Genomic DNA, 23,213 nt, shown 5'->3' on the forward strand with positions numbered 1-23,213 from the left:
TGCTCGCTGGGCGGCCGCGGGTCGAGAGGCCGGCTTTCAGGCGGCTGTGGCCTCGTGCCGTCAGGCCGCCTCGAACCGCACGACGACGGGTCCGGTGCCGCCGCCGGAGGCCACGTCGACGACGACGCCCGTGGCCGCCGCCGAGACGAAGGCCGGCCCCCCGCCGAGCTGGGCGGCGGAGTCGGGGACGAGCAGCGTCGGGTCGCAGGCGAGTTCGATCCTGCCCTCGCCCTCGACGATCGCGTAGACGGCGTCGTCAGTGCGGGTCCAGCGCACGACAGGCTCGTCGGAGGCCGTGCCGACGTCGACGGCGGGGCGGGCGCCGTGGATCGCCTCGTCGTTCACCGCCATCCACGAGGCCAGCCCCTCGAGGCAGGCACGCTGGAGGTCGGAGATGCGGCCGTGCGCATCGGGGCCCACGTTGAGCAGCAGGTTGCCGCCGCGCGACACGACGTCGACGAGCATGCGAACCGCCTCGGGGCCGGTGAGAGACGTCTCGGCGCCCTCGACGCGGTTGTAGCCGAACGAGAATCCGACGCCGCGGTTGCGCTCCCACATGCCGCCCACGCCCTCGATGCTCGCGCCCTGCTCGTACTCGCTGGTGCGGAAATCCCAGTGCGTGGCGCCCCACCGGTCGTTGACGACTCCGTCGGGAACACGCGAATAGAAGGCGTCCAGGATGCTCTCGACGCTGAAGTCGCTCGGCCCCTCGGCGACCGTGGGGACGCCGATGTCGCCCCAGAGCACCGATGGCTCGTACCGGTCGATGAGGTCGATCACCTGCGAGTGCAGGTAGCGGGCGTACGCTTCGTCGTTCGGCGCGTCGTCGCCGAGACCGTGCTCTTCGTCGACGATCGGCGGCTTGGGTGCGACGTGCCAGTCGAGGCCCGACGAGTAGTAGACGCCGAACCGGAGGCCGGCCGCGCGCACGGCCGACGCGATCTCGGCGACGAGGTCCCGCTTCGGGCCGCGGGCCACGGTGTTCCTGTCGCCGGTGCCGGGGGCGTCCCACAGGGTCACGCCGTCGTGGTGCTTGGTCGTGGGGATCACGTACCGCGCGCCCGCGCGACGGAACAGGTCGGCGAACTCCGCGGCGTCGAAGGCGTCGGCCGACCAGGCGTCGAGGAAGTCGTCGTAGGGAGCGCCGCCGAATGCCTCCTCGTGGTGCGCCCGCGCGGGCGACCCCTCGATCCTGATCGTGTTGAAGTACCACTCGGCGTAGGGGTTGTGCGTGAACCAGTACCTCTTGTCGGCGACAGTGCCGAGCGCGCCGATCGGCTCGGCCCACGCCGGCACCGAGTACGGCCCCCAGTGGATGAAGATGCCGAGGCCGGCGCCCGCGTACCAGGGCGGCGTGGGGTGCTCGAATCGGGCGTACTGCTCGGTGCGCTCGGGGCTCTGCTCGAACATGACCATGTCGGTGGTGCCTTTCGGATCAGGGGTCTCAGGAGGCGAGGGCCGCGCGCGACGCAGCCCAGTAGGAGCCGTCCGGGAAGGCGAACTCGCTGAGGCTGGACTCATGCATTTCGGCGCTGTAGCCGGGCGCGGCGGGGATCGTGTAGCGGCCGTTCTCGACGACGCACGGTTCGACGAAGTGCTCGTGGAGGTGGTCGACGAACTCGGTGATGCGATCGTCGAGCGTCGTCGACACGGCGACGTAGTCGAAGATCGAGAGGTGCTGCACCAGCTCGCAGAGACCCACCCCGCCGGCGTGCGGGCACACCGGCACGCCGAACTTCTTCGCCATGAGGTAGACGGGGATGATCTCGTTGATGCTCGCGAGGCGCGCCGAGTCGATCTGGCAGAAGTCGATGGCCTCCGCCTGCAGCAGCTGCTTGAAGAGCACGCGGTTCATGCCGTGCTCCCCCGTCGCGACGCGGATCGGCGCCACGGCCCGCCGGATCGCGGCGTGCCCGAGGACGTCGTCGGGGCTCGTCGGCTCCTCGATCCAGTACGGCTCGAACTCGGCCAGGCGCGCCAGGTACTCGATGGCCTCCGGCACGTCCCAGACCTGGTTCGCGTCGATGGCGATCCTGACCTCCGGGCCGACGACCTCGCGGGCGATGCGGAGGCGGCGCACGTCGTCGTCGACGTCGGCACCGACCTTGAGCTTCACGTAGTCGTAGCCGTCGTCCATCGCCTCGTTCAGGAGGCGGCGCAGCTTGTCGTCGGAGTAGCCGAGCCACCCGGCGGACGTCGTGTAGCAGGGGTACCCGCCCTGGCCTGCCAGGACGGCGATCCGATCGGCACGCCCGGGCTCTGTGGCGCGCAGCATCTCGACGGCCTCGTCGGCGGTGAGGACGTCGGAGAGATAGGTGAGGTCGAGGGTGGCGACGAGCTCCTCGGCGGGCATGTCGGCCAGGAGGCGCCAGAGGGGCTTGCCGGCCCGCCGGGCGGCCATGTCCCAGACGGCGTTCATGACCGCGGCGAGCGCCAGGTGCTCGACGCCCTTGTCGGGGCCGAGCCAGCGCAGCTGCGTGTCGCCGGCGAGCCGCCGGTAGAAGCCGCCGATGTCGTCGAGCACCTCGTCGACGGCGAGCCCGACGAGGGGCAGCGCCCGCTGGCGGGCGGCCTCGACGCAGAGGTCGTTGCCTCGGCCGATGGTGAACGTGAAGCCGTGGCCGCGCAGCGGCCCGTCGGTCTCGAGGACGACGTAGGCGGCGGAGTAGTCGCCGTCCTTGTTCATCGCGTCGGAGCCGTCGGCCGAGAGCGAGGTGGGGAACCTCACGTCGACGACACGGACTCCGGTGATCGTGGTCGGGGTGGTGTGTGTGCTCATGATGATGCTCCGGGGAGGGCTTGATGATGGCGGGTCGAGGAGGGGACGAGGGCGAGTTCGTCGAGCTCCTGCCAGAAGGCGTCGGGGATCTGCGCGCGTGCTCGCTCGACCGCGTCGTGGACGTGCCGCGCCGTGCCGGCGCCGACGACGACCGAGGCGACGGCGTCGAACCCCAGCGGGTACTGCACGGCGGCGGCCGGGAGCGTCGTGCCGTGACGCTCGGCGACCCGGGCGATCTCGCGCGCCCTCTCGACGACGCCGTCGGCCGCCTTCGCGTAGTCGTAGTGGGAGTCGTCGGCGACCGTGGCGCTCGAGAGGATGCCGGAGTTGTAGACGCCGGCGGCGGCGATCCTGGCGCCTCGTCGTCTCGCCGCGGGGACGAGCTCTGCGAGCGCACTCTGATCGAGCAGAGTGAGGCGTCCGGCCACCAGCACGACGTCGACGTCGAACGACTCGACGAATCGCGTGAGCATCGCGGCCTGGTTCATGCCGGCGCCGACGGCCCCGACGACCCCCTGCGCGCGGAGGTCGAGCAGAGTCTCGATGCCCTCCGTCGAGGCGATCTCCCAGTGGTCGTCGGGATCGTGCAGGTAGACGATGTCGACACGATCGAGACCCAGTCTCGTGAGGCTGTCGTCGAGCGAGCGCAGGATCCCGTCGCGCGAGAAGTCCCACCGGCGGCGGGTCGAGGCGGGGACGACGAAGCCCTGGTCGTCCTGTGCGCCGGGCGCGAAGTCGGGATTCGGCTCGAGGACGCGCCCGACCTTGGTCGAGATCACGTACGCGTCGCGCTCGAGGCCTCGGAGCGCTCGGCCGAGGCGGCGCTCGGCCAGGCCGAGACCGTAGTGCGGGGCCGTGTCGAAAGAGCGGATGCCGGCCTCCCACGCGGCTTCGACCGCGGCCTCGGCCTCGGCGTCGGAGGACTCGACGTAGAGGTTGCCGAACTGGGCGGTGCCGAGTCCGAGGCGCGACAGGATGGCGAGTGGGTCCACGGTCGTCAGCTCTGGCGCAGGCGAAGGGCCTGCATGCCGCCGTCGACCGCGAGCTCGATGCCGGTCGTCGACGCGGCCGCGGGACTCAGCAGGTAGGCGACGGCCTCGGCGACCTCGGGCGCGGCCACGAGACGCCCGGTCGGCTGTCGCGCCGCGAGGGCAGCGCGCTCGGCGACCGGATCGCTCGCCGAGTCGAGCAGACGCTGCACCCAGGGGGTGTCGGCGGTCCCGGGGTTCACCGCGTTGACGCGGATGCCCTCGCGGAGGTGGTCGGCGGCCATGGCCCGGGTGAGGGCCGAGACCGCCCCCTTCGACGCGCTGTAGAGGGCTCGCTGGGGCAGCCCGGCGGTCGCTGCGATGCTCGACACGTTGACGATTGCTCCGCCACCGGCTCGGCGCAGGATCGGGATCGCCGCCCGCGACACGCGAACGGTGCCCAGCAGGTTGACGTCGAGCACCCGCAGCCACTCGTCGTCGTCGTTCGCCGTGACGTCGCCCTGCGCGCCGATGCCGGCGCAATTGACGACCGCGGTGAGGCCTCCGAGCAGCGTGTCCGCTTCGGCGACGGCCTTCTCGACGGCGACGGTGTCGATGATGTCGACCACGAGCGAGGGGGTGTCGCCGTCGAGCGGCGTGCGGTCGAAGACCACGACCTTGCCGCCGCCCTCGACGATCCTCGCCGCGATGGCGGCCCCGATGCCGGAGGCTCCTCCGGTGACGATGGCGCGCACTCCCTCGAGCGCGCTCATGCGCCGACCCGGATCTCGTGGCGCTCTGCGCGGGGACGTGCTCGTCGCATGGCTTCCTCTTCCTCGAGTTCGCGATCAAGGAAAGCCTATTCATCCTACCTTTATGCCGTCAACCGCACCCGCATCGAGGACGACGCCGGAATACTCCGTCACAGATAGGATGTGTGAGTGCACGAAGGAGTGACCGTGACCCCCCTGACCGACACGCACGTGCACGTGTGGGATCCCGCGCGCCTCCACTACCCGTGGCTCGGCGACGCCGCGGCGCCTCGCCTGCCCGCCGATCTGCCGTCGGGCGCCGACCGCCTGGTCTTCGTGCAGGCCGACTGCCTCGACGGCGAGGGGCTCGACGAGGCGCGCTGGGTGGCCGGTCTCGACTGGCCGGCGCCGACGTCGATCGTGGCCTTCGCCCCGGTCGAACGCGGGGACGCGGTGCAGCCCTGGCTCGACGAGCTGGGCGACGTGCCCGGCGTGGTCGGCATCCGGCGACTCCTGCAGGCCGACCCCGACGACCTCATCTCGTCACCCCTCCTGCTCGCGGGGCTGGAGCGCGTCGCCCGCGGAGGGCTCGCCTTCGACCTGGGCGTCGTCTGGCATCAGGTGGCTCTGGTCGCCGCCGCCTTCCGTGATGTCGCGGGGCTGCGACTCGTGCTCGACCATCTCGGCAAGCCCCCGCTGCGATCAGGCATCGACAGCGACGAGGGCCGGGCCTGGCTGCGCGGGCTCGAGGCCCTCCTCGCCCTGGACGACGTGACGGTCAAGCTCTCCGGGCTCGCCGCCGAGTCCGACCGCTCGCGCCCGCTGGGTCCTCAGGCCGCGCCCTTCCTCCGGGCCGCGGCCGACTTGGCCGGCGCCGATCGCCTGATCCTGGGCAGTGACTGGCCGGTCTCACCTCAGACGTCCGACGACTACACCGACTGGTTCTGGATCGTCCGCGACGCGATCGGGGTCGACGACGCCACCTGGCAGCGGATCGCGACGGCCAACGCCGCGCGGGTCTACCCGGCCGCCCCCGGCGACGACCTCTAGGCGACCGGCAGGGTCGCAGGATCCAGCGGACCGTCACCGCGCCCCTGCAGCCACCGCTCGACCCCCTGCACGTGCGACGCCACGAGCGACGACACCAGCTGCGGGTCGCGCGCCTCGAGCGCGTCGAGGATCCGCCGATGCTCGTCGAGGGTGCGCCGGACGGAGCCGCCCTCGCTGAGACCGCGCCAGATCCTGGCCCGCACGGTACGGCTGTTGAGCGCGTCGAGGAGGCCCGAGAGGTAGGCGTTGCCCGAGGCTCTCGCGATCCGCTGGTGGAACTCGATGTCGTGCGCGACGAGGTCTTCGACGCCCGTGTCGTCGTCGGACTCGGAGAGCATCGCGCGCAGCTCGGCGAGGTCGTCGTCGGTGAGCTTCGCGGAGGCGAGGGCGGCCGCGGCGGGCTCGAGGATGCGCCGCACGGCGAACATCTCGACCAGCGACCGTCCGTCGTGCATGTCGGCGACGAACGCCACGGCCTCGAGCAGGAGTGCCGGCTCGAGACTGGTGACATAGGTGCCGTCGCCCCGCCGGACGTCGAGGACGCGCACGAGTTCGAGAGCCTTGACCGCTTCACGGAGGCTGTTGCGCGAGAGGCCGAGAGCCTCGCTCAGCTCTTTCTCGGGCGGTAGCCGCTGGCCGGGCTTCAGCTCGCCCGACACGATCATCTGCTGGATCCTGATGATCGCGTCGTCGGTGAGGGCCACGTCGTGCTCCTGTTCTCGGGTGCGCCCGCGCCCTCTCGGCGAGCGCCGCGCGACCTCAGCCTAGGCGTCGGGTGGGCCGGTTCAGGTGCTCGGCCGTCGTGGGATCCTCGCGGCCATGTCGGCATTGCACTTGCTTGTCGCCGTGTATACATTGGGTCGAGATGGACCGCGAATCCGGCGGTTCAACGACTTCTGTGCATACATCGGGGTGACATGAGAGCCAGCGACAGCGCCTACGAGCGCCTCCGACACGAGATCGTCGACTGGCGACTCGAACCGGGCACGGTTCTCGCCGAGGTCGAGCTGTCGCAGCGCCTGGGCCTCTCCCGCACCCCCGTCCGCGAGGCGCTCTCGCGGCTGACCGCCGACGGTCTGGCGCAGCCGACCGGCGGGCGCGGGCTGATCGTGAGCCCGGTGTCGGTCGACGACGTCCGCGACCTGTTCGAGCTCCGCACCGCGCTCGAGCGCCAGGCGGCTCAGCACGCCGCCCGGCATCGCCGGGTGGACGACTTCGCCGTCGTCCGCGAGGCCCTCGAGCGCACTCCGGCTCTCCTCGCCCGCGGCGACTCGGGCGTGCCCGAGTACTTCGACACCGTGGCGCTCTTCGATGCCGCCATCGACCGGGCCGTGAGCAACGCGTACCTCCGCTCGGCGCTCGCCGGCGTCCGCACTCACGCCGCCCGCGTCCGCCGCCTCTCGCACGACGACCCGCGGCGGCTCCTCGACGCCGCGAAAGAGCACCTCCTGATCGTCGACGCGATCGTCGACGGCGATGCGGCGCTCGCCGCCGACGCGACGAGCGTGCACCTCGCGGCCAGCCTCCGCTGGATCCTGTCGTCCCTGTCTTCCGCCCCCACTCCTCTCCTTCCGACGAACGGCCGACCATGAACCTCCACGAAGTCCGAGTCCACCCGAGCAGCGACGCTCTCCCCCGTACCGAGCAGCTGGCCTGGCGCCTCGCCGAGCTGGCCGCCGACCCGGTCGCCGTCGACGCCGACGTCACCGAGATGGTGATCAACCGCGTCATCGACAACGCCGCCGTCGCCGCGGCGTCGCTCACCCGGGCCAGCGCGGTCGCCGCGCGGGGCCAGGCCGAGGCGCACCCCTTCGTGCCGCGCACTCGAGAGAACGAGTGCGCAGGAGCAGGCACCCGCCGCGGCTCCACCGTCGTCGGCCTCCCCGAGCCCGCCCGCGTGAGCCCCGAGTGGGCCGCGTGGGCGAACGGCGTCGCGGTGCGCGAGCTCGACTACCACGACACGTTCCTCGCGGCCGAATACTCTCACCCCGGAGACAACATCCCGCCGATCCTGGCCGCAGCGCAGCACGTCGGCGCGACGGGCGAGGCGCTGGTCCGCGGCATCGCCACCGGCTACGAGATCCAGATCGACCTCGCGAAGGCGATCAGCCTGCACGCGCACAAGATCGACCACGTCGCGCACCTCGGGCCCAGCGCGGCCGCCGGCATCGGAGCGATGCTCGGCCTCACACCGGAGACGATCTTCCAGGCCATCGGGCAGGCGCTGCACACGACGACCGCGACGAGGCAGTCCCGCAAGGGCGAGATCTCGTCGTGGAAGGCGTTCGCCCCAGCCCTCGCCGGGAAGGTCGCCGTCGAGGCGATCGACCGGGCGATGCGCGGGCAGACCAGCCCGACGCCGATCTATGAGGGCGAGGACGGCGTGATCGCCTGGCTGCTCGATGGCCCCGACGCCCGCTACGAGGTGCCGCTGCCCGGCCGGGGCGAGTCGAAGCGGGCGATCCTCGACAGCTTCACCAAGGAGCACTCGGCCGAGTACCAGGCGCAGGCCTGGATCGACCTCGCCCGGCGCCTCGGCGCCTCGCGGCCGGAGCTTCGCGATCCTGCGGCCGTCGACCGCGTGGTGCTGCACACCTCGCACCACACGCACTACGTGATCGGCTCGGGGGCGAACGACCCGCAGAAGTACGACCCCGAAGCGTCGCGCGAGACGCTCGACCACTCGATCCCCTACATCTTCACCGTCGCCCTGCAGGACGGCGCCTGGGACCACGAGGCCTCCTACGCCCCCGAGCGCGCGGGCCGGGCCGACACCGTCGAGCTGTGGAAGAAGGTGACCACGGCCGAAGACCCGGAGTGGACCCGCCGCTACCACTCGCTCGACCCCGCCGAGAAGGCGTTCGGCGGCCGCGTCGAGATCGACCTCGTCGACGGGTCGCGGGTCGTGGACGAGATCGCCGTCGCCGACGCGCACCCCCTGGGGGCCAGGCCGTTCACGCGCCCCGACTACGTCGCGAAGTTCCGGCGGTTGGCGGCTCCTGCGCTCGATGCCGTCGAGATCGAGAGGTTCCTCGACGTGGCCTCGCGCCTGCCGCAGCTCACCGCCGACGAGCTCGGCGGCCTCACCATCACGGCGAAGCCCGGCGTGCTGCCGGTCGCCCCGGAAGGACTCTTCTGATGCTGTACTCGACCGTCGCCCCCGCCGCCAAGCGCGCCGCCTTCCGTGAGGCCCTCGCCGGCCCCCGCATGCTGCGGATGCCCGGCGCCTTCAACCCCCTGTCGGCCCGCCTGATCCAGGAGAAGGGCTTCGACGGCGTCTACATCTCGGGCGCCGTCATCGCCGCCGACCTGGGCCTGCCCGACATCGGCCTCACCACCCTCACCGAGGTCGCCGGGCGCGCTCAGCAGATCTCGCGGATCACGGACCTGCCGACCCTCGTCGACGCCGACACCGGCTTCGGCGAGCCGATGAACGTCGCCCGCACCGTGCAGACCCTGGAAGACGCAGGAGTCGCCGGCCTCCACATCGAGGACCAGGTCAACCCGAAGCGCTGCGGCCACCTCGACGGCAAGTCGGTCGTCGACGCCGACACCGCGATCAAGCGGATCCGCGCCGCCGTCGACGCCCGCCGGGACCCGAACCTCGTGATCATGGCCCGCACCGACGTCCGCGCCATCGACGGGCTCGCCGCCGCGGCCGATCGCGCGAAGCAGCTGGTCGATGCAGGAGCCGACGCGGTCTTCCCCGAGGCGATGGCCACCCTCGACGAGTTCGCGGCGATCCGGAGGGCCGTCGACGTGCCGATCCTGGCCAACATGACCGAGTTCGGCAAGAGCGAGCTGTTCACCTGGGAGCAGCTCGAATCCGTCGGCATCGACCTCGTCATCCACCCCGTCAGCCTGCTCAGGATCGCGATGGGCGCGGCCGAGCGCGGCCTCGACGCCCTGCAGTCCACCGGCTCGCTCCGGGGCGAGGTCGCCGGCATGCAGACCCGCGCCCGCCTCTACGAGCTGCTCGACTACGAGGCCTACAACACCTTCGACACCTCGCTCTACAACTTCAGCCTCTGAGGCGAGGCCGCGCCGCGGCGACGGCCGCTGCGTGGTCGGCTAGCGCTGCTCGCGCTTGGCGGCGCGGAGCTTCCGGAGCCGCTGGTACCAGCCCTCGGTCGCGATCGCCTGCCCGACGTTGTCGTGGCCCGCGATCAGCCCCGCGGCCAGGCCCTGGAACGTCGCGCCGCACTCCTCGCAGAGCGTCCGCGTCGGAGTCCGCACCGGCGTGCCGGTGATTGCGCGGCCGCACGAGTCGCACTTCTGGCCCATGGGTCCCCCTTCGTCGCCAGGGCATCGTCTCACGCGACGATGCGGCCCCGAGCGACCAGCTCGTCGCGACTGTCGCCTTCTGTCGTCAGGTTGCCTTCGGCGACGACATCGAGGGCCTCGGTCAGTCGAACCGCGGCGCTGTCCGCGACGGGAGGAGTCATCCTCCGAGATGAGCGACGCACACCGACCGGGCGACAAAGCCTCCATCGTCGTGTACGTGTTTCGCAGCTGACGACGGGTGGCCGACGTCACTCGGGGTTGATCTCGACCACGGAGCGGTAGCTGGTCTTCGGCCCGATGCCGATCACGAAGCCGGTGATGATGAGCAGCACGAACGCGACCAACGAGAACATGACGGGTGCGCCGAACGCGGTGAGCACGGGCAGCAGGATGAACGGCAGCGCGGCACTCGACAGCCGTGACAGCGAGTAGGTGCGCCCGACCGCGGTGGCGCGCAGAGTGGTCGGGAAGATCTCGGCCTGGTACACGTGGTAGACGTTCGAGAACACGTTGCTGATCGCGGTGGTGAGGAATCCGAAGACCACTATGAGCACGGGCAGCGACGACGTCGCGAACAGGATTCCGAACAGCGCCATCGCGAGGATCGACCCGATCAGCAGGTACTTCCGCTCGTACCGCATGAGCGGCACGGCGAGCACCGACCCGACGGGGTACCCGAGGAACGAGATCGCCGTGTACAGCAGCGACTGCGTCACCGACTGCCCGTTGGCGACGAGCACGAGCGACGACAGGGTGCCGAAGCCGTAGTAGCCCCAGCCCTGGAACAGGTGGAACACGACGAGCATGACCATGCGCTTCGCGTAGGGCTGCTGGGTGAGGCGAGGTGCGCGCGTGGTCTGGGGCGCAGGATCCTGCCCCTCGCCGCCGGTGACGGGTTCGACGGCGACCCCGGCGCCGTCCGCGAAGACGCGGAGCGCTGCCACGGCCTCGTCGTTCCGGCCGACGCGGGCGAGCCAGCGCGGCGATTCGGGCAGGCCCCGCCGGAGGAACAGCACGACGAGCGCTCCGACGCCGCCGAGGCCGAGCATGTAGCGCCAGCCGGGGATGCCGCCCGGGTTCGCGGAGTTCAGCCACAGGGCGAGGAACCCGACGATCGGCACGGCGATGAACGAGCAGGTGTAGGCCCAGGAGGCCAGGCGGCCGCGCTTGTCCTTCGGCAGCACGTCGGAGAGGTACGCGTCGGCGACGGGGTATTCGGCGCCGACGCCGACGCCGGCGAGGAACCTGGCGACGATGAGGAACCACGCGGTCGGCGAGAACGCGGCGATCAGCGACCAGGCGGAGTACCAGATGAGGTTGAAGAGGAACGCCTTGCGCCGGCCGAACCGGTCGGCGAGGCCGCCGAGCACGGAGGCGCCGACGAACATGCCGATGAAGGCGGAGGCGAGCAGCAGCGACAGCGTCGTGCCGGTGATCTTGAACTGCACGCCGAGGGCGGTCGAGATCGATCCGGAGAGGAACACCTCGTAGATGTCGAAGAAGAGCCCGAGGCCGATGGCCACGATCACTTTCCGGTGAACGCGACCGACGGGCATGCGGTCGAGCTGCGCGTCGACCGAGTTGCTCAGCCGCGTCTGCGTGTCGGGTGTGACGGCCATGGTCGGTTCTCCTTTGAATGAACGGCCAGGTGCCCACGATGTAGGACCAGGATCACATCGTGGACGCTTGCGACTGTAGACCGAATGGCGCACCGAACGGAAGAGTTCTGGCACATTTTTCTTCACATCGTGGGCTGATGACCATATGGTGGGCTCATGACTGCTCCACGAACCCAGCCTCTTGAGGGCGTTCGCATGCTCGAGCTCGGCAACTTCATCGCGGCCCCGACGGCCGGGCGGCTTCTCGCCGACTTCGGCGCCGACGTCATCAAGATCGAGCGCCCGCACACCGGCGACGAGCTGCGCACCTGGCGTCTGCACCGCGGCACGACGTCGCTGCTCTACCGCACGATCAACCGGAACAAGCGCAGCGTCGTCGCCGACCTCCGCAGCGACGCCGGCCGGCAGCTGGTGCTCGACCTGCTGCCCGAGGTCGACGTGGTGCTCGAGAACTTCCGCCCCGGCACGCTGGAGCGCTGGGGTCTCTCCCCCGAGGTGATGGACGCCGCGAACCCGCGGCTCGTCGTCGTGCGCATCTCGGCGTTCGGCCAGACCGGGCCGCAGTCGTCGCAGCCCGGGTTCGGCGCGATCGCCGAGGCCGTCGGCGGCCTGCGCGAGCTGACCGGCGACCCCGACCGCGCCCCGGTGCGGATGGGCATCTCGATCGCCGACTCCATCGCCGGGCTCTACTCCGCGTTCGGCGCCGTGCTCTCGCTCTACGACCTCGTCGCCCGGGAGCGCCGCGGCGACGCACCCGCTCCGCTCGCCGACCGCACCGTCGACGTCGCCCTCAGCGAGTCGGTGCTGTCGATGATGGAGTCCCTCGTGCCCGATCACGAGGCGTTCGGGGTGAACCGCACCCGCACCGGCGGCCGGATCGAGGGCATCGCCCCGACCAACGCGTACCTCTGCGAGGACGGCCGCTCGGTCGTGATCGCCGGGAACGGCGACGGCATCTACACGAGGTTCATGGGCGTCATCGGCCGCCCCGACCTCGCGACCCGCAGAGACCTCGGCGACAACCGGCTGCGCTGGGCGCACCGAGACGAGCTCGACGACGCGATCACCGCGTGGACCTCGTCGCACACCGTCGACCAGGTGCTCGCCGCGCTCGACGCCGCGGGCGTCCCCGCCGGCGCGATCTACACGGCCGCCGACATCGCCGCCGACGAGCAATACGCGGCGCGCGGCATGATCCAGCGCCGCGACGTGTCGATCGGCGACGAGACGCTCCACGACATCGGGTTCCCCGGCATCGTGCCGCAGATCGGCAATGCTCCCCGCGACATCCGGCGGCTCGGCCCCGACCTCGGCGAAGACACTCGCGAGGTGCTCTCCGAGCTCCTGCACCGCCCCGCCGACGAGATCGAGGCGTACCTCGACGAGACGCAGGGAGCCGTCCGTGCCTGACTTCGCCTACCCCCGCGCTGACGACGTCGTGCTGCGCGACGCGACCCTCCGCGACGGCCTCCAGCTCACCGGGTCGCTGCTGCCGACCGAGGCGAAGGTGCGCCTCGCCCGCGGCCTGTTCGCGCTCGGGTTCACCGAGATCGAGATCGGCGCGATGGCCCGCCCCGACCGGGTGCCGCCGATGGCCAACACCCTCGACGTCATCGAGGCGCTCACCCCCGACGAACTCGACAAGAGCTGGATCTGGGCCGCGACCCCGCGCAGCATCGAACGCGCCCTCGACGCCGGCGGCCGCAACTTCGAGTACTGCTTCTCGGCCACCGATAGCCACAATCTCGCCAACGTCGGCCGCACCGTCGAGCAGAGCCTCGACGCGATGCCCGACGCCTTCGAGAAGGTCCTCTCAGCCGGCGGCAGGATCCAGCTCACCCTCGCCACGTCGTTCACCTGCCCCTTCGACGGCGCCGTCGACCCCGACCGGGTCATCGCCATCGCCACCGACCCCCGCGTGGCAGGCACGTCGAGCATCGCCGTGTGCGACACCATCGGGCAGGCCGTCCCCACCCAGGTAGCCGCCCTCGTCGCCCGCACCCTCGACGACACCGCGTTCGACCGCGTCTACTTCCACGGCCACGACACCTGGGGCCTCGGCGTCGCCAACGCGCTGGCAGCCGTGGGCGCGGGAGCAGCCGCACTCGACGGCGCACTCGCAGGTCTCGGCGGCTGCCCCTTCGCCCCCGGTGCCAGCGGCAACACCTCCACCGAAGACCTCCTCTTCGCCCTCCGACCGGCCTGGATCACCCCGTCGACGTTCGCCGACCTCGTCCGCCTCGGCGAGGGCCTCGTCGCCGACGTCGCCGAGCCCAACCGGTCGAAGGCCGCCGAGGGCGCCCGGTCGACGTCGCACGCGTTCGAGTGGGTCATCCCCGCCGGATAGTCTCATGAGCGACCCCACCACAGAACCCGGAACAGGCGGTGCCGACATGAGCCAGGAGCCCCCGCGACCCCTGTCGCCCGGCATCTCGCCGCTCCTGGTGCTCGCCAAGATCCGCGGCATCCTCGACGCGTTCACCCTGTCGCGCCCCGTGCTCACCCTCGCCGAGATCCGCACCGCCACCGGGTTCCCGACCTCGACCGTCAACCGGCTGGTGTCGAACATGGTCGCCGAGCGGTTCCTCGACCGCGACGGCGACGGCTACAGGATCGGCGTCACCCTCGCCTACTGGGCAGCCCCCGCCACCCGAGGCCTCGCCGAGCTCGACGTGCTCCAGCCCGTCGTCACCGCCCTCCGCGACGAGACCGACGAGACCGTCACGATCTTCCGCAACGAGCACGATCTCCGCGTCTGCGTCGCGATGGCCGAGACCCGCCACGCGATCCGCCGCGAGATGCACATCGGCAAGATCCTCGCCCTCCACACCGGCTCAGCCGGGCGGGTGCTGCTCGCCTGGGACGACGAAGCTCTCGCACGGATCCTGCAGGCGCCGCTCGAAGCGTTCACCCCGTCGACCATCGTCGAGGCCGACGAGCTCCGTCGCGTCGTCGACGACACCCGCCGGCTCGGCTTCGCCACCACATCCGACGAACGCGACGAGGGCGCGACCGGCATCTCGGCGCCGATCTTCGACTCCACCGGCCACGTCTTCGGCGCCCTCGGCATCAGCGGCCCCACCTACCGCATCGACCCCGCACGGCTCGCAGCACTCGGGGAACCCCTCGTCGCCGCGGCCGAAGAGGCCACGCGGCTGATCGGCGGTCGGCTGCCGGCTTGACGGCCGGCGTTCGCAGTGCTCCGCCTCCAGGACTCGAACCTAGACCTAACAGCTCCAAAGGCTGTCGTGCTGCCATTACACCAAGGCGGACCGCCGCGACGAGCGCGGCAGACGCGACGAACGCGCCCGACAAGTCTGCCAGACCTCGCCGCGAGCCACTGGGGCCCTCGAGAGAACAGAGAGCAGCCCCGGCCCGCGAACAGCCGCCCCAGAACCGCGCACGACATAATGGACGAATGTCAGGGCAGGGCGCGCAAGACGAAGTCGACCGCATCGTCGCCGCCTGGAACCGCGAGCGGCCCGACCTCGACTTCGCGCCGCTGCACGTCCTCAGCCGCGTGGGCCGCCTCTCGAAGCACCTCGACCGGGCTCGCCGCGCGGCGTTCACGGCCAGCGACCTCGAGTCGTGGGAGTTCGACGTCCTGTCGGCCCTGCGCCGAGCAGGCCGCCCCTACCAGCTCTCGCCCAAGGCCCTGCTGACGCAGACGCTCGTCTCCAGCGGCACGATGACGAACCGCATCGACAGGCTCGTCGAGCGCGGCCTCGTCGAGCGGCGGACCGACCCACGCGACGGCCGGGGCATCCTCGTGACGATGACGCCGTCGGGGGCCGAGGCAGCCGACCGGGCGATCGCGAATCTGGTGCAGGCGGAGGCCGAGCTCCTGCGTGATCTCTCGGCGCAGGATCGCGAGACCCTCACGGCCCTGCTCCGCTCGCTGGCGCTGACCCTCGGCGACTGACCCCGGAGCGGGCTACGTTTCGGAGGGTGTTCGCGGGCGCGTTCCTCCGGGGGCGTTGGAAAGCCCGGCGTTGTCCTCCGGAGTGTGCGGGATGAGCCACAACTCCTCCCGAAAGCCGAGAACTTCCTCCCGAACGGAACAGGAACGGGCGACACTTCCTCCCGAACCGCTTAAGCGTCGTGGAAGCGAAGATGCGGACTACGGCAGGTCGAGCGACCCCGGCCCGGCGACGTCACCGCGGGCGTCGGCGGCCGCGAGCAGCGCGGCGAGCGCCCACTCCGGATCGGGCAGCGTGATCGTGAATTCGCGGCCGGTGACCAGCTCGACGACGAGCGCCCGCCGACCCACGAGCAGCAGCGCGCTGCCGCCGAGCGACGCCCGGTAGCCCCACCCGAACCAGCTGCCGAGAGACACGGTGTCGACTCGCGCGTCGGCGATGTCGTCGAGTTCGAGCCTGGTCCAGTGGAACCCGAAGAACGCCGACGCCGCGGTCAGCCCGGACGCACCCACCGTCACGACGACCCTGGCCGAGGCCGACACGAACCCGGTGGCGAGCACCAGTGCCAGCAGGATCACCACGAAGTCGAGATCACCGCCCACCACCAGCCACCAGACCAGCACGACCGCGGTCGCGACACCGAGCACCACGGACGCCCCCACGAGCACCGGCGAGGTGACGACGCTCCGCCACTCCCGCGTGTTCTCGTCGGCCGGCGTGGTCACTGCTCGAGCAGCTCGCTGAGCTCGAGCCATCGCGCCTCGAGCTCTTCGATCGTCGTCTCGAGCGCGGCGACCTGCTGCTGCAGGGCGGCGAGGCCCTCATAGTCGTTCTGGTCGTGGTCGGCGAAGCTGTCGAGCAGGGCCCGGCGATCGGCGCCGTTCTTCGCGAGGCGGCGGTCGAGCGACGCGACCTCCTTCTCGGCGTTGCGCTTCTCGGCGCCCGAGAGCGCCGGGGCGGTGGGAGGTGCGACGTAGCCGGCCGAGGTGGGTCGGTCGGTGCGGGCCTCGCCTGATCCTGCGCCCTCACGCCGCAGCGCGAGGTACTGGTCGACGCCGCCGGGCAGGTGCCGGAGGCGGCCGTCGAGCACGGCGTACTGCTGGTCGGTGACGCGCTCGAGGAGGTAGCGGTCGTGCGAGACGACGAGGAGGGTGCCGGGCCAGGAGTCGAGGAGGTCCTCCATCGCTGCGAGCATGTCGGTGTCGAGGTCGTTGGTCGGCTCGTCGAGGATCAGCACGTTGGGCTCGTCGAGGAGGATCAGCAGGAGCTGCAGCCGCCGCTTCTGGCCACCCGACAGATCGCGCACCGCCGTCTGGAGCTGCGGCGTCGTGAAGCCCAGGCGCTCGAGCAGCTGGCCGGGCGTCATCTCCTTGCCGCCGGCAACGTAGGAGGTGCGGAAGCGGCCGACCACGGTCGAGACGCGATCGTCGGCGAACTCGTGGAGGTCGGCGAGCTGCTGGTCGAGCACTGCGAACTTCACCGTCTTGCCGCGCTTGACCCGGCCGGTCGTCGGCAGGACGTCGCCGGTCACGAGCTTGAGAAGGGTCGACTTCCCGGCGCCGTTCACGCCGAGGACTCCGGTGCGCTCGCCCGGAGCGATCCGCCACTCGATGTCGCGCAGCACCTCGCGGTCGCCGTACGAGACGCCGGCGTCGATGACGTCGACCACGTCTTTGCCGAGCCGCGAGGTGGCCATCTGGCTGAGCTCGACCTGATTGCGCACCGGCGGCTCGTCGGCGATGAGCGCGTTGGCGGCCTCGATGCGGAACTTCGGCTTCGCGGTGCGAGCCGGCGCGCCGCGACGGAGCCACGCGAGCTCTTTCTTCATGAGGTTCTGGCGCTTCGCCTCGGTCACGGCGGCGGCGCGGTCACGTTCGACGCGCTGGAGCACGTAGGCCGCGTAGCCGCCCTCGAACGGCTCGACGATGCCGTCGTGGACCTCCCAGGTGTCGGTCGAGACCTCGTCGAGGAACCACCGGTCGTGCGTGACGACCACGAGAGCCCCCTGGTTCGCCGACCAGCGGGTCTTGAGGTGCGCCGCCAGCCACGCCACGCCTTCGACGTCGAGGTGGTTGGTGGGCTCGTCGAGGAAGAGGACGTCCCAGTCGCCGACGAGGAGCTTCGCGAGCGCGACCCGACGCCGCTGACCACCCGAGAGATCGCCGATCGCCGCCGCCCACGGGATGTCCGAGACGAGGCCCGAGATCACGTCGCGGATCTTCGGATCGCCCGCCCACTCGTGCTCGTCGCGCCCGCCGACGATGGCGTCGCTCACGATCAGGTCGAGGGGCAGGATGTCGCGCTGGTCGAGCACCCCCATCGTCGTGCCGCGACGCACCGTCACCCGGCCGGAGTCGGGCTCGAGCCGCCCTGCGAGGAGCGACATGAGCGTCGACTTGCCGTCGCCGTTGCGGCCCACGACCCCGATGCGCGAGCCCTCGTCGATGCCGAGGGTCACGCCCTCAAAGACGACGCGGGTCGGGAACTCGAGGTGCAGCGCTTCAGCGCCGAGGAGGTGTGCCACCCTCCCAGGGTAGGCGACCCGGCCGTGCCCCCAGTTCGGGTCGACGGGCCAGCCGGCCGCGACGGGGCTCCGAAGACATGACACGGCCGCCGCTGGGGTGACCGGGATCGGAGCACGCCATGGACACCGTCGACGTCGACGTCATCATCCCCGCCCTCGCCACCGGCGCGGATCTCGCTCGCCTCATGTCGCGCCTCCCCGAGGGGTACCGCGCCATCGTCGCGGTGCACAGCCCCGCCGCGCACCTCGTCGACATCGTCCGGGCGGCCGGCGCCACTCTCGTCGTCGTCCCCCAGCACGGATTCGGCGCAGCGGCCTCGGCCGGGCTCGCCGCCTCCACCGGGTCCGTCGTCGTCATGACCGGGCCCGAGAGCCAGCCGACCGTTCAGGAGGTCGAGACACTCGTCTCGGCGGTCGTCCGCGGCGACGCCGACGTGGCCGTGGCCCCGAAGGGCGAGCCTACGTCGGGTGTCGGCCGACTCCTGACCCGCCTTCGCGACCTCGGCCGGGCGGAGATCGCCGGCCCCGCCCGAGCACCTCGCCCCCGCGCGGCGATCCGCAACACTACGGGCACACGTGCCGCCTGGCGCAGCGACCTCGTCGCCCTCGACCTCGCCGACCGGGGCCGCCACTACCCCGCCGAGATGCTCGCCCGTGCCGCCGAGTCAGGCCTCAGGATCGCAGAGCTCGACCCCGCGTCGCTTCGCCGGCCCAGCCACCGCGCCGCTCCCGACTCGGCCCGCGCCACTCGGGGCGACGCTTCGAGGCGCGCCCGCCCGGCCCACTGAGGGCCGCGCCCACCGACCGTCAGGCCGCGCGCGCCGCCCGCGGCACGAACACGTCGAAGCGACAGCCGTCGCCGACGTTCTGCACGGCGACGCGCCCCGCGTGCGCGGCGACGATGCCCTTGACGATCGCGAGACCGAAGCCCGCGCCCGACGCGGCCGGCCCCTCCGCCGGCGTTCGCGACTCGGTGGCGCGCCAGCCGGGCTCGAACACGCGGCCGAGGTCGGCCTCGCGGATGCCCCCGGCGGCGTCGGTGACCGACAGCACGACGAACGCGTCGCTGTCGGGAGCCGCTGAGAGGACGATCTCGGCGCCCGGAGGCGACAGCCGGATGCTGTTCATCGCGAGGTTCGCGATCGCCCGGGCGAGCTCGTCGGGATCGGCCACCAGGGTGATGTCGGCGACGTCGCGGCCGACGAGCCGCACGCCGCGGGCGGAGGCCACGGGCTCGAGCTGAGCGACCAGGTCGGCGACGAGCTCTCGCACGCTGAGCGTCTGCAGACGCAGCCGGAGCGCGCCCGCGTGGATCGTCGAGAGCTGGAAGAGGTCGTCGACCATCCCGCCGAGCCGGTCGACCTGCGCGAGCATCTGGCGGTGATAGCGCTGCGGGTCGTCGGCGACGCCGTCCTCGAGCGCCTCGGCCATGGCGCGCAGGCCGGCGAGCGGGGTGCGGAGGTCGTGCGAGATCCATGCCACGAGCTCGCGACGCGAGGCCTCGGTGCGCGACTCGCGCTCGCGCGACCGGCGCAGGCGCTCGTCGGAGGCGGCCAGCTCGCGGCCGAGCACGGCGAACTCGTTCGACGCGTGGCGGAGCGGTTCGTCGCCGAGGGCGTTCGGGTCGAGGGGGTCGCCGATCCTGCGCGCCTTCTCGATCAGGTCGCGGCTGTTGCGGAGCAGCGAGACGCCCAGGAACACGGCGAGGCCGACCGAGATCACGCCCGCGATGGCGGCGACGCTGAGGAAGACGCGGAAATCGGCTGCCGAGATGTACATCTGCTGGCAGGTGATGACCATGCCGCCCACGAGGGCGCCGAGAGAGGCGACCGCGACGGCGACGACCTGGAGCAGAAGCGAGGCGCGTCGAAGGGCCCGGAGCAGCGCGACCGCGAGGATCCCGATGATGGCCGCCGCGCAGAGCACCTCGACCAGCACGTGGACGACGTCGCCCGGGCCGTTCATGCCGCCCCCGGCGCGAACCGGTAGCCGACGCCCCACACCGTGAGCAGGTGGTCGGGCGCGCCCGGGTCGGCCTCGATCTTCTCGCGGAGACGCCGCATGTGGACGGTCACGGTCGAGAGGTCGCCGATGTCCCACCCCCAGACGGCCTTGAGGAGCTCTTCGCGGCGGAACACCTGGTCGGGGTGGCGGATCAGGAAGGCCATGAGGTCGAACTCGCGCACCGTGAGGGCCAGCGGTCGGCCGGCCTGCGAGATCTCACGCTGCGAGGTGTCGAGGCGGAACGAACCCGCCGCCACCACCGCCTGCGGCTCGAAGGGGGTGGACGTGCGGCGCAGCACGGCGTCGACCCGCAGCATGAGCTCGCGGGGCGAGAACGGCTTCACGAGGTAGTCGTCGGCGCCGGCCTCGAGGCCGCCGATGCGGTCGTGCTCTTCGCCGAGGGCCGTCAGCATGATGATCGGCACGTCGGTGACGGCGCGCACGCGACGGCAGACCTCCAGCCCGTCGATGCCGGGCAGCATGCGGTCGAGCAGGATCAGGTCGGGCCGCTCGTCGAGCACCCGCGCCACCGCGCTCAGCCCGTCGGTCACGACGCCGGCCACGTGCCCGTTCTTCCGCAGGTACGACAGGACCACCTCGGCGACGATCGGGTCGTCCTCGACGATGAGCACGCTGCGCTGGCCGACCGCGGATTCGTCGGCGGCGGGTGCGCCGGGGAGGGTGAACGACATATATCAATGATGACCGCTGCTCTCGCGAGATTCCTCCGAGCACAGGATCCGTGAGCATCTCGTAAGAAGTCACTCGACCAAACCGTTTCGTCGGGCAGCCCGAACACACTCCCGGATCAGTGGAGACGCCCGGCCACCCGCAGCGGACAATCCGCGCTGCGGTCGGCCGGGCGTCGTGATCCGGCTACGGCGAGGGCGCCGCCTACGAGTGCAGGTTAGGCCGGAACCCCTCTGCGTCGATGTCGCCGAGCGGCAGCGGAACCCGACCCGATCCCGCCACGAGTCCGCCCGCGAGGGCGCTCGGCCGCAGGTTCCAGCCGAGCATGCCGCGGTCGAGCACCGTCACGTCGAAGCCGCGTGCCCGCAGGATCCGACACGCCATCGAGGCCCGCGGTCCTCGCGAGCAGTACACGACCACGGGAAGCGACGAGTCGATCCCGGGGTCGTCGGCGCTGGTCGTGCCGAACCCGGCGGCCAGCACCGAGCCCTCGATCGCCTCGACGTCGTGCTCCGGGCGCTCTCGCACGTCGAGCAGCGTGAAGCCGTCGTCGCCGCGCGAGCGCGCGGCCAGGCGGGCCTCGAGGGCCTCGGCCGTGATGCGGGGCAGGTCGTCGGACAGGATGCCGAGGTCGGGCGGGAGCCGGTGCATCCTGCGCCCATCGAGAGCCCTGTCGAGGAGGGAGGCGGTCTCGGCGGAACCGGAGCAGTCGACGACGGTGTCGTAGCGGCCGACGTCCAGAACACGCATCACGTCGTCGACGGAGGAGAGCGGCACGGGGTGCACGTGCACGTCGATCGTCGGTCGGATCGACCGCGCCCAGTCGGCGGCGGCGCGCGCCCGCGGCATGCCGAGGGACGACTCGGGGTACAGCGGGGAGGACGCCACGTCGTCACCGTCTACAGGGAGGTCATCGACGATTCCCAGGGAACCGACACCGGCCATCACGGCATACTGGATACCAGGGGAGGCACGTACGCCTGCGCCGATGAAGAGGATCGAACCAGGAGGCTGCGTCACGATGATCGACCTCCTCGACTCGACCTCGATCGCTCTCCCCACTGTAGAGCGGCGGACCACCCGGGCGTGGCGTCGCCTTCAGCGGATCCGGTCACGGCCGTGGGGCGATCCCGCCCTGGCCGGCGTCTTCGGCCTCGTCGTCTCGGTCGCCTTCTCCTGGGTCCCGTCCGTCTGGTACGACGAGTCCGCCACGGTCGTGTCCGCCGAACGCACCTACGGCGAGCTCTGGGCCGAGATCCACCACGTCGACGCCGTGCACGCCGTCTACTACGCGCTCATGCACGCCTGGTTCGCCTTGGTCGGGTACTCCCCGTTCAGCCTCCGCCTCCCGAGCGCCGTCGCGATCGGCGTCGGCGCCGCCCTCGTGGTGCTCCTCGCCCGCGAGCTGACCGACCGGCGCACGGGGCTCGTCGCCGGGCTGCTCTTCGTGCTCCTGCCCCGCATCACCTGGGCCGGCACCGAGGGCCGGTCGTACGCCACGGCCACCGCCCTCGCGACGGCACTCACGCTCGTCTTCGTCCACGCGAGCAAGCGATCGCTCGCGGACCGTGCACGGCATCGGCGCTGGTGGACTCTCTACGGCGTGCTCGCGCTGCTGAGCACCGCCGTCTTCCTCTACTCGGCGCTCGTCGTCGTCGCGCACGGCATCGCCCTCGCGCTCTGGGCTCGCCGCAGCCGCAGAGCGTCGCGCACCACCCCGTGGAAGGCAGCGATGGGCGGCTGGCTCGTGTCGGCGGGCATCGCCGGGCTCCTGCTGATCCCCCTGGCGAAGCTGTCGTCGAGCGAATCGCACCAGATCGGGTGGATCTCGAAGCCCAGCCTCGCCACCGTGAACTCGTTCCTCGTGACGCAGTGGTTCACCGGCAACGACGGCTTCGCCTGGTTCGGCTGGGCGCTCGCCGCGGTCGGTGTCGTCGCCGTGGTGCGGAAGGGCGCCCGGTACAACGAGCCCAACGTGCTCCAGGTCGCCCTTCCGTGGCTGCTCGTGCCCGCCCTCGGCCTGATCGCCGTGTCGATCGTGTCGAACCCGCTCTACTCGCCGCGCTACGTGACGGAGGCCGCCCCGGCGATCGCGATCCTCATGGCCGTCGGCCTGACCTCGCTCCGGCTCCGCCCTCTCATCGCGCTCGGTCTCGTCGCGGCGCTCGGGCTCTCGGTGCCGACATGGGTGCAGCAGCGCATGCCCGAGGCCAAGGACGACTCGTCGTGGGCCCAGGTCGCCTCGCTCGTCAAGACCGAGCGGGCCGCGGAACGCAAGGCCGACGGCCCGGGGGTCGTCGACTCCATCGTGTACGGCTACCTCCGCCGTCATCCCACCGGGTCGGCCCGCAACATCGCCTACTCGTACCCGTCGGCGTTCACCGGCATGGTCGACGTGACCCTCAAGACGCCGGCGGCGCAGACCGGCGAGCTCTGGGAGACCCGGTACCCCCTCTCGAAGACGATCGACCGCGTCGACGGCTCGAAGTACGTCTGGCTCGTCACGAGCAACAAGCAGGACCTCCGGCCGAGTGTCACGAAGGCGCTCGCCACCGAGGGCTACCACGTCATCAACCAGTGGCACCTGACGCGCGTGAACATCGTCCGCTACGCGAAATAGCCG

23 protein-coding genes, 1 tRNA gene and 1 pseudogene are annotated in these 23,213 nt (G+C 71.4%); 10 read left to right on the forward strand and 15 right to left on the reverse strand.

Annotated elements, in window-relative coordinates; translation table 11 throughout:
* Positions 1-60: 60 nt before the first annotated feature.
* The 4 genes from C8E83_RS10755 to C8E83_RS10770 are packed head-to-tail and all read right to left on the reverse strand — an operon-like array spanning position 61 to position 4,520.
* Positions 61-1,416 carry an alpha-L-fucosidase gene (locus tag C8E83_RS10755; RefSeq protein ID WP_121369887.1) on the reverse strand — a complete coding sequence of 452 codons (1,356 nt, stop codon included), beginning with the start codon at positions 1,414-1,416 and terminating at the stop codon, positions 61-63.
* A 28-nt stretch (positions 1,417-1,444) separates the two neighbouring features.
* A complete protein-coding gene (locus C8E83_RS10760) occupies positions 1,445-2,779 on the reverse strand; it encodes an enolase C-terminal domain-like protein (RefSeq protein WP_121369888.1) in 1,335 nt (444 codons plus the stop codon).
* A complete protein-coding gene (locus C8E83_RS10765; protein WP_121369889.1) occupies positions 2,776-3,771 on the reverse strand; it encodes an aldo/keto reductase in 996 nt (331 codons plus the stop codon). Before C8E83_RS10765 ends, C8E83_RS10760 begins: the two co-directional genes overlap by 4 nt.
* Before the next feature lie 5 nt (positions 3,772-3,776).
* Complete coding sequence (locus C8E83_RS10770; protein ID WP_121369890.1) at positions 3,777-4,520, reverse strand: SDR family NAD(P)-dependent oxidoreductase; 744 nt, start codon at positions 4,518-4,520, stop codon at positions 3,777-3,779.
* A 186-nt stretch (positions 4,521-4,706) separates the two neighbouring features.
* Between C8E83_RS10770 and C8E83_RS10775 the strand changes: the two genes are divergently transcribed.
* Positions 4,707-5,549: an amidohydrolase family protein gene (locus tag C8E83_RS10775; protein ID WP_170159914.1), complete on the forward strand. Its 843-nt coding sequence runs from the start codon at positions 4,707-4,709 to the stop codon at positions 5,547-5,549.
* Here the strand turns inward: C8E83_RS10775 and C8E83_RS10780 are convergent.
* Positions 5,546-6,253 carry a FadR/GntR family transcriptional regulator gene (locus C8E83_RS10780; RefSeq protein ID WP_121369892.1) on the reverse strand — a complete coding sequence of 236 codons (708 nt, stop codon included), beginning with the start codon at positions 6,251-6,253 and terminating at the stop codon, positions 5,546-5,548. The genes C8E83_RS10775 and C8E83_RS10780 overlap by 4 nt on opposite strands.
* A 213-nt stretch (positions 6,254-6,466) precedes the next feature.
* Here C8E83_RS10780 and C8E83_RS10785 point away from each other — a divergent pair, with 213 nt between their 5' ends.
* The 3 genes from C8E83_RS10785 to prpB are packed head-to-tail and all read left to right on the forward strand — an operon-like array spanning position 6,467 to position 9,581.
* Positions 6,467-7,141, forward strand: coding sequence for a GntR family transcriptional regulator (locus C8E83_RS10785; protein WP_121369893.1), 675 nt, complete (start codon positions 6,467-6,469; stop codon positions 7,139-7,141).
* Entirely contained in the window at positions 7,138-8,688 is a 1,551-nt protein-coding gene (locus C8E83_RS10790; RefSeq protein WP_121369894.1) for an MmgE/PrpD family protein, read from the forward strand. Before C8E83_RS10785 ends, C8E83_RS10790 begins: the two co-directional genes overlap by 4 nt.
* Positions 8,688-9,581 (forward strand): methylisocitrate lyase, encoded by an 894-nt coding sequence (prpB, locus tag C8E83_RS10795; protein ID WP_121369895.1) that lies wholly within the window; start codon positions 8,688-8,690, stop codon positions 9,579-9,581. Before C8E83_RS10790 ends, prpB begins: the two co-directional genes overlap by 1 nt.
* Before the next feature lie 39 nt (positions 9,582-9,620).
* Here the strand turns inward: prpB and C8E83_RS10800 are convergent, their stop codons facing one another.
* From C8E83_RS10800 to C8E83_RS10805, 3 genes are all read right to left on the reverse strand, one after another.
* Entirely contained in the window at positions 9,621-9,833 is a 213-nt protein-coding gene (locus C8E83_RS10800) for a PhlB family protein (RefSeq protein ID WP_121369896.1), read from the reverse strand.
* Between the two features lie 29 nt (positions 9,834-9,862).
* Positions 9,863-9,994, reverse strand: coding sequence for a hypothetical protein (locus C8E83_RS20025; protein ID WP_281270806.1), 132 nt, complete (start codon positions 9,992-9,994; stop codon positions 9,863-9,865).
* 87 nt (positions 9,995-10,081) lie between these two features.
* A complete protein-coding gene (locus C8E83_RS10805; RefSeq protein WP_121369897.1) occupies positions 10,082-11,452 on the reverse strand; it encodes an MFS transporter in 1,371 nt (456 codons plus the stop codon).
* A gap of 156 nt (positions 11,453-11,608) precedes the next feature.
* Between C8E83_RS10805 and C8E83_RS10810 the strand changes: the two genes are divergently transcribed.
* Genes C8E83_RS10810 through C8E83_RS10820 form a run of 3 tightly spaced genes read left to right on the forward strand, consistent with a single transcriptional unit; the run spans position 11,609 to position 14,634 of the window.
* Positions 11,609-12,862 carry a CaiB/BaiF CoA transferase family protein gene (locus tag C8E83_RS10810; RefSeq protein WP_121369898.1) on the forward strand — a complete coding sequence of 418 codons (1,254 nt, stop codon included), beginning with the start codon at positions 11,609-11,611 and terminating at the stop codon, positions 12,860-12,862.
* The gene (locus C8E83_RS10815) at positions 12,855-13,799 is read left to right on the forward strand and encodes a beta/alpha barrel domain-containing protein (RefSeq protein WP_121369899.1); all 945 of its coding nucleotides are present in this window, start codon (positions 12,855-12,857) and stop codon (positions 13,797-13,799) included. Before C8E83_RS10810 ends, C8E83_RS10815 begins: the two co-directional genes overlap by 8 nt.
* Positions 13,800-13,803: 4 nt before the next feature.
* Complete coding sequence (locus tag C8E83_RS10820; RefSeq protein WP_245981595.1) at positions 13,804-14,634, forward strand: IclR family transcriptional regulator; 831 nt, start codon at positions 13,804-13,806, stop codon at positions 14,632-14,634.
* An 18-nt stretch (positions 14,635-14,652) separates the two neighbouring features.
* On the opposite strand, the gene C8E83_RS10825 is transcribed toward C8E83_RS10820, so the two are convergent.
* Positions 14,653-14,724: transfer RNA gene (locus tag C8E83_RS10825), tRNA-Gln, on the reverse strand.
* Between the two features lie 146 nt (positions 14,725-14,870).
* Between C8E83_RS10825 and C8E83_RS10830 the strand changes: the two genes are divergently transcribed.
* Positions 14,871-15,374, forward strand: a complete 504-nt coding sequence (locus tag C8E83_RS10830) for a MarR family winged helix-turn-helix transcriptional regulator (protein WP_121369901.1) — start codon at positions 14,871-14,873, stop codon at positions 15,372-15,374.
* A 198-nt stretch (positions 15,375-15,572) separates the two neighbouring features.
* Here C8E83_RS10830 and C8E83_RS10835 read toward each other — a convergent pair whose 3' ends face one another.
* The 3 genes and pseudogenes from C8E83_RS10835 to C8E83_RS20095 form a co-directional block, all read right to left on the reverse strand.
* A complete protein-coding gene (locus C8E83_RS10835) occupies positions 15,573-16,097 on the reverse strand; it encodes a hypothetical protein (RefSeq protein ID WP_121369902.1) in 525 nt (174 codons plus the stop codon).
* A complete protein-coding gene (locus C8E83_RS20090; protein ID WP_425454777.1) occupies positions 16,094-17,200 on the reverse strand; it encodes an ATP-binding cassette domain-containing protein in 1,107 nt (368 codons plus the stop codon). Before C8E83_RS20090 ends, C8E83_RS10835 begins: the two co-directional genes overlap by 4 nt.
* A gap of 227 nt (positions 17,201-17,427) precedes the next feature.
* Positions 17,428-17,980, reverse strand: a pseudogene (locus C8E83_RS20095) (ATP-binding cassette domain-containing protein); the annotation flags it as partial.
* Between the two features lie 35 nt (positions 17,981-18,015).
* Here C8E83_RS20095 and C8E83_RS10845 point away from each other — a divergent pair.
* A complete protein-coding gene (locus C8E83_RS10845; RefSeq protein ID WP_121369904.1) occupies positions 18,016-18,684 on the forward strand; it encodes a hypothetical protein in 669 nt (222 codons plus the stop codon).
* A gap of 19 nt (positions 18,685-18,703) precedes the next feature.
* On the opposite strand, the gene C8E83_RS10850 is transcribed toward C8E83_RS10845, so the two are convergent.
* From C8E83_RS10850 to C8E83_RS10860, 3 genes are all read right to left on the reverse strand, one after another.
* Entirely contained in the window at positions 18,704-19,861 is a 1,158-nt protein-coding gene (locus tag C8E83_RS10850; protein WP_121371866.1) for a sensor histidine kinase, read from the reverse strand.
* Entirely contained in the window at positions 19,858-20,592 is a 735-nt protein-coding gene (locus C8E83_RS10855; protein ID WP_121369905.1) for a response regulator transcription factor, read from the reverse strand. The genes C8E83_RS10850 and C8E83_RS10855 overlap by 4 nt, the downstream gene beginning before the upstream one ends.
* A 202-nt stretch (positions 20,593-20,794) precedes the next feature.
* Positions 20,795-21,670 carry a ThiF family adenylyltransferase gene (locus tag C8E83_RS10860; protein WP_121369906.1) on the reverse strand — a complete coding sequence of 292 codons (876 nt, stop codon included), beginning with the start codon at positions 21,668-21,670 and terminating at the stop codon, positions 20,795-20,797.
* On the opposite strand from C8E83_RS10860, the gene C8E83_RS10865 reads away from it, so the two are divergent.
* Positions 21,612-23,210 carry a glycosyltransferase family 39 protein gene (locus C8E83_RS10865; RefSeq protein ID WP_170159916.1) on the forward strand — a complete coding sequence of 533 codons (1,599 nt, stop codon included), beginning with the start codon at positions 21,612-21,614 and terminating at the stop codon, positions 23,208-23,210. The two genes, C8E83_RS10860 and C8E83_RS10865, sit on opposite strands and share 59 nt — an antisense overlap.
* The last annotated feature ends 3 nt before the right edge of the window (positions 23,211-23,213 follow it).

This window comes from Frondihabitans australicus (assembly GCF_003634555.1).
Lineage (GTDB): Bacteria > Actinomycetota > Actinomycetes > Actinomycetales > Microbacteriaceae > Frondihabitans > Frondihabitans australicus.